Annotated in this window: 11 protein-coding genes and 2 pseudogenes; 12 read left to right on the top strand and 1 reads right to left on the bottom strand. The window is 41.0% G+C overall.

Features of this window, described 5'->3' with window-relative positions:
* Window positions 1-9: 9 nt before the first annotated feature.
* From AC058W_RS06230 to AC058W_RS06190, 9 genes are all read left to right on the top strand, one after another.
* Entirely contained in the window at window positions 10-804 is a 795-nt protein-coding gene (locus AC058W_RS06230; protein WP_119242217.1) for a Snf7 family protein, read from the top strand.
* A 338-nt stretch (window positions 805-1,142) separates the two neighbouring features.
* Window positions 1,143-2,033: an amino acid ABC transporter substrate-binding protein gene (locus tag AC058W_RS06225; protein ID WP_118630119.1), complete on the top strand. Its 891-nt coding sequence runs from the start codon at window positions 1,143-1,145 to the stop codon at window positions 2,031-2,033.
* A gap of 178 nt (window positions 2,034-2,211) precedes the next feature.
* Window positions 2,212-2,862 (top strand): amino acid ABC transporter permease, encoded by a 651-nt coding sequence (locus AC058W_RS06220; RefSeq protein WP_479389830.1) that lies wholly within the window; start codon window positions 2,212-2,214, stop codon window positions 2,860-2,862.
* Between the two features lie 244 nt (window positions 2,863-3,106).
* On the top strand, window positions 3,107-3,793 hold the full coding sequence (locus AC058W_RS06215; RefSeq protein WP_117675078.1) for an amino acid ABC transporter ATP-binding protein: 687 nt from the start codon (window positions 3,107-3,109) through the stop codon (window positions 3,791-3,793).
* 128 nt (window positions 3,794-3,921) lie between these two features.
* A complete protein-coding gene (gene purB, locus AC058W_RS06210) occupies window positions 3,922-5,355 on the top strand; it encodes an adenylosuccinate lyase (RefSeq protein WP_117675076.1) in 1,434 nt (477 codons plus the stop codon).
* A 98-nt stretch (window positions 5,356-5,453) separates the two neighbouring features.
* Window positions 5,454-6,734 (top strand): adenylosuccinate synthase, encoded by a 1,281-nt coding sequence (locus AC058W_RS06205; RefSeq protein ID WP_117675074.1) that lies wholly within the window; start codon window positions 5,454-5,456, stop codon window positions 6,732-6,734.
* A 100-nt stretch (window positions 6,735-6,834) separates the two neighbouring features.
* A complete protein-coding gene (locus AC058W_RS06200; RefSeq protein ID WP_242986737.1) occupies window positions 6,835-7,662 on the top strand; it encodes an HAD family hydrolase in 828 nt (275 codons plus the stop codon).
* A gap of 142 nt (window positions 7,663-7,804) precedes the next feature.
* Complete coding sequence (locus tag AC058W_RS06195) at window positions 7,805-8,320, top strand: SEC-C metal-binding domain-containing protein (protein WP_117675072.1); 516 nt, start codon at window positions 7,805-7,807, stop codon at window positions 8,318-8,320.
* A complete protein-coding gene (locus AC058W_RS06190; RefSeq protein WP_117675070.1) occupies window positions 8,313-8,792 on the top strand; it encodes a YdcF family protein in 480 nt (159 codons plus the stop codon). The genes AC058W_RS06195 and AC058W_RS06190 overlap by 8 nt, the downstream gene beginning before the upstream one ends.
* Window positions 8,793-8,999: 207 nt before the next feature.
* Here the strand turns inward: AC058W_RS06190 and AC058W_RS06185 are convergent, their stop codons facing one another.
* Window positions 9,000-9,872, bottom strand: coding sequence for a shikimate dehydrogenase (locus tag AC058W_RS06185; protein ID WP_117675068.1), 873 nt, complete (start codon window positions 9,870-9,872; stop codon window positions 9,000-9,002).
* Between the two features lie 263 nt (window positions 9,873-10,135).
* On the opposite strand from AC058W_RS06185, the pseudogene AC058W_RS06180 reads away from it, so the two are divergent.
* The 3 genes and pseudogenes from AC058W_RS06180 to sigE form a co-directional block, all read left to right on the top strand.
* Window positions 10,136-10,756: pseudogene (locus AC058W_RS06180) on the top strand (sigma-E processing peptidase SpoIIGA); the annotation flags it as partial.
* 136 nt (window positions 10,757-10,892) lie between these two features.
* Window positions 10,893-11,039 carry a hypothetical protein gene (locus AC058W_RS06175; protein ID WP_479389829.1) on the top strand — a complete coding sequence of 49 codons (147 nt, stop codon included), beginning with the start codon at window positions 10,893-10,895 and terminating at the stop codon, window positions 11,037-11,039.
* Window positions 11,040-11,089: 50 nt separating this feature from the next.
* Window positions 11,090-11,768: pseudogene (gene sigE / locus AC058W_RS06170) on the top strand (RNA polymerase sporulation sigma factor SigE).
* Window positions 11,769-11,795: the final 27 nt, after the last annotated feature.

Genomic DNA, 11,795 nt, shown 5'->3' with positions numbered 1-11,795 from the left:
GATGGACGAATGAGCGGATATATTTTATGCCAGACAAAAAAAGCAGAACGTCCTTATTATATAGAGAACATCAGTATGAATATCTATTCTATAGAGGAACTGTGCTATTATCTTTATCATAATCTTTACCTGGCTGACCATACGATATTTAATGAAGAATTATGCAGCTGGATCCGGGACGAACTGGAACTTCCACATCTGGCAGCGAAACTGAAACAGAATCTGGAGAGAAATGTAAGTATAGAAGATATGGTTTATCCGATTTTCAAAGAAATCAATTATCTGACATACGAAGAGATGAAGAGTTTTAACATCTGTCTTGCAGATTTTGGAAAAGAACGCCAGGCAGTCCGGCAGAAGAGAAAAGGAGATGCTCTGGTAGAGAATGGAATGTATGTAAATGCAATCCAGGTGTACCAGAAGATTCTGGAAAGAGATGACCTGAATCAGCAGAGAAAAGGTTTTGCGGCTGCAGTGAGATATAACCTTGGCTGTGCGTACAGCTACCTTTTCCAGATGGAGAAGGCACAGGAATGTTTTTTGCAGGCATATAAAGAGAGCCAGTCGGCAGAAGCGCTGAAGGCGTATGTGACAACGTATGCCAGCATTCACGATAAGACGGACTATGATAAAGTCATGGAAGAACTTGGCGTGGATGATAAAGTAAAGAAAGATATCAAAGAGGAAATCCAGGAGTCTATGAAGACGTTTGCAAGTGTACCCGAGAAGAAGATAGATGAAGAAAATCTGGATGCACTTCTGGAGAAACTTATGAAAGAATATCACAGAAGTACGGGATCGTGACAGGCAGTGCTTTCAATGACTGAGAATCATCCTTTGTACAATAATGATGTAAGGTGAGATAATGAAAAGTGCCAGTAACGTTACTGTTCACAGGTAGTATCCCGCGAGGTGTTTTTTGTGAGCGAAGGTCACAGAAAACCCGAGACATACCGCGCGAATTTATGCGAATAGCATAAATTCTGTGCATCGCGAAGCGTGTTACTGAGAACACAGTGAACAGTAACCCAGTAACTTGCGCTTGACAGGAGTGGATGGGTGTGTTAGGATTAAAACATACTTTCACATGGTAGAGTGGCTGTGTGGTAAATAACAAAACAGATGAAGAGGAGATATTTATCATGAAAAAGAGATCTTTAGCAGTACTCATGGCAGGAGTTATGGCAGCTTCTATGATGACAGGTGTTGTTTCTGTATATGCAGATGCTGACAGCAAGACATTAACTGTAGGATTTGACGCAGAGTATCCTCCTTTCGGATATAAAGACGATAATGGAGATTATGTTGGTTTCGACCTCGATCTTGCACAGGAAGTATGTGACAATCTCGGATGGGAACTTGTAAAGAAACCAATCAACTGGGATTCTAAGGATATGGAGCTGAATTCTGGTTCTATCGACTGTATCTGGAATGGATTCACAATCAATGGACGTGAAGATGATTATACATGGTCTGATCCATATCTGAATAATGAGCAGGTTATGGTTGTAGCTGCTGATTCTAAGATTGAGAAATTAGACGATCTGGCAGGCAAGAATGTTGTTGTTCAGGCAGCTTCCGCAGCACTGGATGCTTTAAACAGCGATGATAATAAAGATCTGACAGCAAGCTTTGGATCACTGACAGAGAACCCTGATTATAATACAGCATTTATGAATCTGGATTCCGGTGCGGCAGATGCGATTGCAGTTGACATCGGTGTTGCCAAATATCAGCTTTCTCAGAGAGAAGAAGGTAAATACTTAATCCTTGATGAGCCAATCCAGAGCGAGCAGTACGGAATCGGCTTCAAGAAAGGCAATGATGAACTGAAAGACACTGTATGGGCTGAAGTTCTTAAACTTTATGACGCTGGCGAAGTTGACAAACTGGCAGAGAAATACGAAGTTGCAGATATGCTTTGCATTGGAAGTGATGATGAAGAATCCGCAGACAAGAAAGATGATGCAGCAGAGGAAGATACTTCTGAGGCTGAGACTTCTGAAGAAGATACAGCAGAAGATGCGGAATAAAAAATATTGTTCATGAAGTGAATGATAAAGGTGATTGTTTACGGAGTGAATGGTAGCTGATAAAGATACAAGAGGACAGACTTGTACAGAGCTGTCTGTATTATAAAAGGAATGGAGGGTACATTTTGTGCACCCTCTTTTCTTACTGTACATGAGAAATTTCTTAGGAGGAAAAGATATGTCTTTAAGTGTAATGCTGCAGCAGCTTGCCAGTGGTATGGTAGTTTCTGTGGAGATCTTTGTAGTGACATTGATTTTTTCACTTCCACTGGGACTTCTGATCTGCTTTGGCAGAATGGCTAAGAATCCGGTGATTCGTGGAATCGTGTCTGCCTACATATCTGTTATGAGAGGAACGCCGTTAATGCTGCAGTTGATGGTTGTATATTTCGGACCGTATTTTATTTTTGGAATCCGTATTTCTATGGGATACAGCCTGATCGCTGTATTTATCGCGTTTAGTATTAACTATGCTGCATATTTTGCAGAAATCTACAGAGGTGGAATCGAATCTGTCTCGGCAGGACAGTATGAGGCTGCGAAGATTCTTGGATACAGTAAGGTACAGACTTTCTTCAGAATTATTCTGCCGCAGGTGATAAAGAGAATTCTTCCGTCTGTGACAAATGAGGTTATCACATTGGTAAAGGATACGTCCTTAGCTTTCGTTGTGGCGGTCGCCGAAATGTTTACGATTGCAAAGCAGATCGCAAGTGCGCAGACAACGATGATGCCATTTGTGATCGCGGCAGTTTTCTATTTTATCTTTAATCTTCTGGTTGCAATCGTGATGGATAAGATTGAGAAGAAGTTAAACTATTATCGCTGATCAGAAAGCTTACCTGTTCATAGGAAACCTTTCTGAATCACCGGGCGCGGAGTGAACGTTACTGTTCACTCCGTTCTCAGTAACGTAGCCAAAATTCATTCCAAATTGCCTGCGGCAATGGAATTTTGGCTTGTATGTCTCGGGATTTTGGCATTTTCATGCCAAAACACCTCGCGGGATAGTAGCGTGTGAACAGTTACGAGTGAACAGTAATGAAGTATCATATTTGAGAGGAATACTTGACATGGTATTATTTGAAATGAAACACATAAAAAAGAGTTTTGGAAGTCTTGAAGTGTTAAAGGATATTTCGCTTCAGGTAGAAGAGGGAGAAGTATTAAGTATTATCGGTCCGTCAGGTTCCGGTAAATCTACACTTCTTCGCTGTGCAACAGGACTCGAAACACCGGATAGTGGTGAGATCGTCAAGCAGGGAGATGTGGGACTGGTATTCCAGAATTTCAATCTTTTTCCACACTTTTCCGTATTAAAAAATATTACAGATGCGCCGATCAGAGTACAGAAGAGAAAGAAAGAAGAAGTATATGCGCAGGCAAGAGTGCTGCTGAAACAGATGGGACTTGCCGACAGAGAAAATGCATATCCATTCCAGCTTTCCGGTGGACAGCAGCAGCGAGTTTCCATTGCGCGTGCATTATGCATGAATCCAAAGATTCTGTTTTTTGATGAGCCTACATCGGCGCTTGATCCGGAGCTTACAGGAGAGATTCTTAAAGTTATCAAGGATCTGGCGGCAGAGCACATTACTATGGTAATCGTTACCCATGAGATGACATTTGCGAGAGATATTTCCGATCATATTATTTTCATGGATAAAGGACTGATCGCTGTTGAAGGAAGTTCGCAGGAGGTATTTGCGTCAGAACATGCCCGAATGAAAGAATTTCTTGGCAAATTCCATCAGGGATGAGTTTTTTGTGGTTGCTTTTAGAAGAATGATGTTATATAATTTCAACGTACGCAGTGAAAAAACTTAAAGCTGTGTATTGAAGCGAAATAAAAAGGATAAAAATCCTATTAAGAAACAGGAGAGTGAAGATGAGTACAGACAGATATGTAAGTCCTTTATCAGAACGTTATGCCAGCAAAGAAATGCAGTATATTTTTTCTCCGGATATGAAATTCCGCACATGGAGAAAACTCTGGATCGCACTTGCCGAGACAGAGAAAGAGCTTGGTCTTAACATTACACAGGAGCAGATCGATGAACTGAAAGCACATGCAGAGGATATCAATTATGACGTTGCCAAAGAACGAGAACGTCAGGTACGTCATGATGTTATGTCTCACGTATATGCATACGGTGTACAGTGCCCTAAGGCAAAAGGAATCATCCATCTGGGAGCAACCTCCTGTTATGTAGGTGATAATACAGATATTATTGTAATGACAGAGGCATTAAAGCTTGTTCGCAAGAAACTGGTCAATGTTATTGCTGAACTTTCTGCTTTCGCTGATAAATATAAAGAACAGCCGACTCTGGCTTTCACACATTTCCAGCCTGCACAGCCGACAACAGTTGGTAAACGTGCAACACTCTGGACACAGGAATTTCTTCTTGACCTGGAGGATCTGGAGTATGTTCTTGGAACAATGAAACTTCTCGGATCTAAGGGAACAACCGGAACACAGGCAAGTTTCCTGGAACTCTTTGACGGAGATCAGGAGACTATCGATAAGATTGATCCGATGATCGCGAAGAAGATGGGATTCAAGGAATGCTATCCGGTATCCGGACAGACATATTCCCGTAAGGTAGACACTCGTGTGGCTAATATTCTTGCAGGAATCGCAGCAAGTGCGCACAAGATGTCAAATGATATCCGTCTTCTCCAGCATCTGAAAGAAGTAGAAGAACCATTTGAAAAATCCCAGATCGGATCTTCTGCAATGGCTTATAAGAGAAATCCGATGAGAAGTGAGCGTATTGCGTCCCTTTCACGTTATGTGATGGTAGATGCCCTTAATCCGGCTATCACATCCGCTACTCAGTGGTTTGAGAGAACTCTGGATGACTCTGCAAACAAGCGCCTGAGTATTCCAGAAGGATTCCTTGCAATTGACGGAATTCTGGATCTCTGTCTGAATGTTGTAGATGGACTGGTTGTTTATCCGAAGGTTATCGAGAAACACATGATGGCTGAGCTTCCGTTTATGGCTACAGAGAATATCATGATGGACGCTGTAAAAGCAGGTGGTGACCGTCAGGAACTTCATGAGCGTATCCGTGAGCTTTCTATGGAAGCAGGTAAGACTGTAAAAGTAGAGGGTAAGGATAACAATCTGCTCGAACTGATCGCGGCAGATCCTGCATTCAACCTTTCTCTGGAAGATCTTCAGAAGTCCATGGATCCTAAGAAATACATCGGACGTGCCAAAGAGCAGACTGAGAGATTTGTGAATGAAGTAGTTCAGCCGATTCTGGATTCCCATAAAGAACTTCTGGGAGTTAAAGCTGAGATTAATGTCTGATATATAGACACGATCGTAATAAAAAAGATAAAATGTTGCTGTGCCGGGATCTTTATGACCCCGGTGCTGTTATGCAAAAAACAGGAGGAAAATATATAATGGTAAAAGCAGTTGTTGGTGCTAACTGGGGAGACGAAGGTAAAGGTAAGATTACCGATATGCTCGCTGAAAAAGCTGATATTATCGTAAGATTTCAGGGTGGTGCAAACGCAGGCCATACAATCGTAAATAACTATGGTAAATTTGCTCTTCATACTCTGCCATCAGGTGTATTCTACAATCACACTACAAGCGTGATCGGAAACGGTGTTGCACTGAATATTCCGGTATTTTTTAAAGAGTACAATGAAGTAGTAAGCAGAGGTGTTCCGGCTCCGAAGATTCTTATCTCCGAGAGAGCGCAGATGGTTATGCCATATCATATCCTTTTTGACCAGTATGAAGAAGAGCGTCTGGGTGGTAAATCTTTCGGATCTACTAAATCCGGTATTGCTCCTTTCTATTCTGACAAATATGCAAAAATCGGTTTCCAGGTAAGCGAACTTTTTGATGAAGAACATCTGAAAGAAAAACTTACAAGTGTATGCGAAACAAAGAATATTCTTCTTGAGCATTTATATCACAAACCACTCCTTAAGGTGGATGAACTGTTTGCAGAACTGATGGAATATAAGAAAATGGTTGAGCCATATGTATGTGATGTTTCCCTGTATCTGTGGAACGCATTAAAAGAAGGTAAGGAAGTGCTTCTTGAGGGACAGCTTGGTTCTCTGAAAGACCCGGATCACGGAATTTATCCGATGGTTACTTCTTCCTCCACCCTGGCAGGATACGGTGCAGTAGGAGCTGGTCTTCCACCATACGAGATCAAACAGATCGTTACTGTATGTAAAGCATACTCAAGTGCAGTAGGAGCAGGTGCATTCGTTTCTGAGATCTTTGGTGAAGAAGCAGATGAACTGAGAAGACGCGGTGGTGACGGCGGTGAATTCGGCGCTACTACAGGTCGTCCGAGACGTATGGGATGGTTTGACTGTGTTGCTTCTAAATACGGCTGCCGTCTTCAGGGAACAACAGATGTTGCTTTCACAGTTCTGGATGTTCTTGGATACCTTGATGAGATTCCGGTATGCACAGGATATGAGATCGACGGTAAAGTAACTACAGATTTCCCGACTACTACACTGCTTGAGAAAGCAAAACCGGTTCTGGAAACTCTTCCGGGATGGAAATGCGATATCCGTGGAATCAAGAAATATGAAGATCTCCCGGAGAACTGCAGAAAATATGTTGAGTTCGTAGAGGAACATATCGGATTCCCGATTACAATGATTTCTAATGGTCCGGGACGTGACGATATTATTTACAGAAATAAATAAAAATGACTATACGCCGGGGAGTTTCTCCGGCGTGTATTTTATACAGAGATATGTGGCAAAGAGGATTGCCAGTATTTGTTTGAGATAAATCAGGAGGATTATGAAGAAAGATAATAACAAATTAAAGAAAGCAGGTGCATGGATTGCAATCGTAATCCTGCTTCTTGCCTGCTGTTTACCAATGTTTTTTGCATTTGGAAGCGGGGAGAATTCCCAGAACTATTTTAAAGCCTCTCTTGCAGTGGCTATCATGGTTCCCATACTTGCCTATGCAATATGGATGGTGTATAAGCTATTGAATAAAAATAAGAAAGTGGTGGAATCTGATATGGAAAATATTATTTTTGATGTAGGTAAAGTTCTTGTAAAATTTGAATGGGAAAAATATCTGGACAGTTTTGGATTCCCGAAAGAGAAAAGAGACAAGATTGCGAAGGCGGTTTTTGAGAGTGAAACCTGGAATGAAAGAGACAGAAGCAGTGAAGATGAGCAGTATTACGTGGATAAGATGATAAAAGATGCACCGGAATATGCAGATGATATCCGTGAAGTAATGCGCCGCTCCGGTGAAACAATTGAGAGAATGGATTATGCGGAAACCTGGGTACGATATCTGAAAGATAAGGGATATCATGTCTATATTCTTTCAAACTATGCAACTTATACACTGGAAAAAACAGAGGAAGAACTTACATTTCTCAAATATGTAGACGGAGCAGTATTCTCCTGCCAGGTGAAACAGATCAAACCGGAGCCGGATATCTATCAGACACTCATCAAACGTTATAATCTTGATCCGCAGAAATCTGTATTTCTGGATGACAGAAAAGAAAACTGTGAAGCAGCACGTAAACAGGGAATTCATGCGATTCAGTTTGAGTCTTTCAAACAGGCAGCAGCAGAACTGGAGAAGCTGGGCGTGAAATAAAATTCACCAAAAATACAAAGAATATGGTTTGTATTTTTATGAAAAAGATGGTATAATAATAAAGCTTGTGAGAGGAAAATTTTCCACATGTTTCCACACAGGCATAATACCTATGAAATATTGGAAAAGAGGATTAAAGGAAATGAGCGATAAAACAATCTTAGAGCAGTGGCGTTCCATCGCCTATGATCAGCAGGCAGACCGTAATAAACTTCAGAGATTTTGGGCAAATTATTTTAATATTGAAAAAGGAATTTATGAGCAGCTTCTTACTAATCCGGACGAGGTAGTAACCGGTACAGTTAAAGAACTGGCTGAGAAATATGGACAGGAAGTTCTGACAATGGTTGGTTTCCTTGATGGAATCAATGACAGTTTAAAGATTCCGAACCCGATCGAGACAATGGATGAGAACACAAAAGTTTCTCTGTGTTTCGACAAAGAACTTCTTTACAAGAACATGGTAGATGCAAGAGCTGACTGGCTGTATGAACTGCCACAGTGGGATGCAATTTTCACACCTGAGAAGAGAAAAGAACTGTATCTTGAACAGAAGAAATCAGGAACAGTTGTAAAAGCTAAGAAAATCGGACGTAACGATCCGTGTCCATGCGGAAGCGGTAAGAAATATAAATACTGCTGCGGAAAGAATGCGTAAGCATCCGAATCTGGAATATATTATCGTGCTTGGTGCCCATGTAGAAGGCACTCGGCTTACATTAGCCCTTCTGGAACGCACCAGGAGGGCTTTGCAATATCTGGAAGAGAATCCTGATACGAAAGCTGTATTATCAGGTGGAAAAGGTGAGGGAGAAGCAATTACGGAAGCTCAGGCAATGTGTAATTATCTGACAGAGCATGGAATTACCAGAGACCGTCTGATCTTAGAAGAAAAATCCACCAGTACGACAGAGAACCTGAGATTCAGTCTGGCATTGATCGGTCTGGATCATTCAGTGGGAGTTGTCACGAATAACTTTCATGTATTTCGCGGAACAGCTATCGGCAGAAAATGTGGATGCAAAGAAATTTATCCGATTCCTTCCAGATACCGTTCCTGGAGACTACTGATATATATTCCAAGGGAAATTCTTGCAATTATAAAAGATAAAATAATGGGAAATATGTGAATTTAGAAAATTCAGAGGTAAAATAATACGGAAAAAACAGTGTAATAGTTAATTGAAAAACGTCATAAAATGATATTATCCCTAATCGGAGTTTATATCATTTTATGACGTTTTTTATCTTTAAAAACTGCTATATTTCAAAACAAAATGAAATATATAAGAATCATGTTTCTATTAGACGATTTTTATAGCCTATAATAAAAAGGATTATTTTACAGAAAAATATTTTTCTTTAATGATGGAAACAGGCATATCCTGTCCTGTCCAGATTTTAAATGCTTTTGCACCCTGGTGAAGAAGCATATACATTCCGTTGAAAGTTTGGCAGCCGGCAGCCTTGGCCTCCCTGAGAAGTCGGGTTTCCTGCGGCTCATAGACAACATCAGCTACTACAAGTCCCGGACGGAACAAAGATGTGTCTTTGATGATTGTATCGTCAATATCAGGAACCATACCCACAGAAGTTGCATTGATCAGCAGATAACTCTGTGCGATGGAATCCTTCAGAGCTGTATGATCGTCATTGTCGAAAAGACAGACCTGGCATCCGGTTTTGGCTGTGAGATTCTCAGCAAATTTCTGAGTACGGTTCCAGTATCTGCTGGTACGGCGTGCGAAGATATGTACGGAACTGGCACCATCCAGAGCAGACTGAGCACAGATTGCCATAGAAGCTCCACCTACGCCCATAACTGTGATATTTTTATTTGTTACATCATGCCCTGCATCACGTACAGACTGCATGAATCCATAGCCATCTGTATTATATCCGATCAGCTTCCCGTTATCGTTTAATACAGTATTTACAGCCCCGATCAGCTGAGCTTCAGGGGAGAGTTCATCAAGAAGTTCTACAATCTTATTCTTATTCGGCATGGTAAGGTTAAAGCCTCGAATGCCGCAAGTCCTTAATCCTGCAACTGCCGCAGGAAGTGTCTCTTCATTTACATCAAAACACAGATATACATAGTCAAGCTCGAGAAGTCTAAATGCCTCATTGTGCATTAAGGGCGAAATACTGTGTGCCACAGGGCTTCCTAAAAGCGCAGTAAGACCTGTATGACCTGTAATTGTACTCATGTTAAAATCCTCCGTTTTATTTTAATATCATAAAAATCACCCATGTAATACATAGAAATTATCTATCATTTTATTCTAAGTTAAATCATATGTCAAGAAAACCAAAGAGAAAATTTCGTCGATTTAATGCGATAAATTATAAGCCTCAGATACACTCTTTTGACAAAATTCGCACAGATGATTCCGTATAATGAGTAGTACTTACCGAAGTAAAGGAGAAGCCGGAAAATGAAAATAGACAGATTGCATTAGACAGCAGGGGAATGTGGCTGGCGCGAGAAAGAAACAGTATCGGACGGAGGCAGGAAATGCGTTACGAAATATACATAGATGTGGTTTTCTTTACAAATCTCCTGATAGATTACATATTGCTCAGATTTATAGGAACGTTATTCAAATGCGCGGGAAACAGAAAGCGTGCATTTGCAGGTGCTGTTATGGGGGCGTTATTTTCCTGTGGTATCATATATCTTCGTTTTTATCTGAAGTCTGAAATTTACCTTCCGGCGTTGGTACTGCTGCATGGTGGCTGTGCTGCGGGGATGCTGGTGATCGGATGTAATCTGAAAAAAGGTGGTTTGCTGCTAAAGGCGATTCTTACATTATACTTTGCTGCATTTTTATGCGGAGGATTTTGGGAAGTGATTGCCGGAGAGAATCTGACACCTAAACTGTTTCTGATTCTTGGCACAGCTACATGGTTTGGAAGCGCAGCATGGTCATATCTGGCTGATTCTATAAGAATACGGACAAAGAATATCTACCCGATAACAATATTTTACAGCGGAAAAGGATATTCCTTCTATGGATTTTATGATTCCGGAAATCTTCTCATAGATTCTGTGAGCGGAAAACCGGTATCTGTAGGTACGACAGAGATTTTGTCTGAAATATGTTCAGAAGAAACAGTAAACTGTTTAAAACATCTGAAAGAAAATCCGGAGGAATTAAAAGAAGCCGAAACTGTCGGCCTGAATCCTCATTTTCTATTTTTTTCACAGTATAGGCAGGGAACATGGGATGATGCTGGCTGTCACATTGGAAAAGCTTTGTATTCAGACTCCGACGGAAGTTATCTGTGTGGACAGACCAGTATTTGCGTTTTCATTTGAAACATCCGCTTTTGGTAAGGAATATGACGTACTTTTGAATTCCAGATTACTTTAACGGGAGGGGTTGTGACTATGGGCTGTTATCCATTTCAGGTAGTGTCAAGAATGGTAATGAACCGTTCAGGAGATGTTTTTTATACTGGCGGGAATGATGTGTTACCTGCACCGCTGGAGCCACAGCGTGAGGCATTTGTACTTCAGAAACTTGGAACAGGGCAGGAGGAAGAAGCCAAGTCTGTTCTGATCGAGCATAATTTAAGACTTGTCGTATATATCGCACGAAAATTTGACAATACCGGGGTTGGGGTAGAAGATCTGATTTCAATTGGGACGATTGGACTGATCAAAGCAATCAATACGTTTAATCCTGTTAAGAATATTAAGCTTGCTACCTATGCTTCCAGATGCATTGAAAATGAAATTCTGATGTACCTTCGGCGCAACAGCAAGACTAAGATGGAAGTATCTATAGATGAGCCGTTAAATGTTGACTGGGACGGAAATGAATTGCTGCTTTCTGATATTCTGGGAACAGACGAAGATGTAATTTCCAAACGTCTTGAGGATGAGGTAGAAATCACTTTGCTTGCGAAAGCCATTGGTAAGCTCTCTCCAAGGGAACAGACTATCATACGTCTGAGATTTGGACTGGGAAAGGATAATGGCATGGAGAAAACGCAAAAAGAAGTTGCGGAATATTTTGGGAATCTCTCAGTCGTATATTTCACGACTGGAAAAAAGAATCATGAAAAGATTGAAAAAAGAAATCGTAAAATATGAATGAAACCGCATTGCATATTTTGACACCTGA

The sequence above is a fragment of the Blautia sp. CGZ-1-C1 genome (genome assembly GCF_056504575.1).
The sequence above is the reverse complement of the archived record's forward strand: the minus strand, read 5'-3'. Positions and strand labels throughout refer to the sequence as shown.

Excerpts from the sequence above, each read along its gene's own strand:
- AC058W_RS06190 (WP_117675070.1), top strand. The coding sequence starts at position 8,313 with ATGCGTAAGCATCCGAATCTGGAATATATTATCGTGCTTGGTGCCCAT.
- AC058W_RS06185 (WP_117675068.1), bottom strand. The coding sequence starts at position 9,872 with ATGAGTACAATTACAGGTCATACAGGTCTTACTGCGCTTTTAGGAAGC.
- AC058W_RS06205 (WP_117675074.1), top strand. The coding sequence starts at position 5,454 with ATGGTAAAAGCAGTTGTTGGTGCTAACTGGGGAGACGAAGGTAAAGGT.
- AC058W_RS06220 (WP_479389830.1), top strand. The coding sequence starts at position 2,212 with ATGTCTTTAAGTGTAATGCTGCAGCAGCTTGCCAGTGGTATGGTAGTT.
- AC058W_RS06225 (WP_118630119.1), top strand. The coding sequence starts at position 1,143 with ATGAAAAAGAGATCTTTAGCAGTACTCATGGCAGGAGTTATGGCAGCT.
- AC058W_RS06215 (WP_117675078.1), top strand. The coding sequence starts at position 3,107 with ATGGTATTATTTGAAATGAAACACATAAAAAAGAGTTTTGGAAGTCTT.
- purB (WP_117675076.1), top strand. The coding sequence starts at position 3,922 with ATGAGTACAGACAGATATGTAAGTCCTTTATCAGAACGTTATGCCAGC.
- AC058W_RS06175 (WP_479389829.1), top strand. The coding sequence starts at position 10,893 with ATGATGCTGGCTGTCACATTGGAAAAGCTTTGTATTCAGACTCCGACG.
- AC058W_RS06200 (WP_242986737.1), top strand. The coding sequence starts at position 6,835 with ATGAAGAAAGATAATAACAAATTAAAGAAAGCAGGTGCATGGATTGCA.
- AC058W_RS06195 (WP_117675072.1), top strand. The coding sequence starts at position 7,805 with ATGAGCGATAAAACAATCTTAGAGCAGTGGCGTTCCATCGCCTATGAT.
- AC058W_RS06230 (WP_119242217.1), top strand. The coding sequence starts at position 10 with ATGAGCGGATATATTTTATGCCAGACAAAAAAAGCAGAACGTCCTTAT.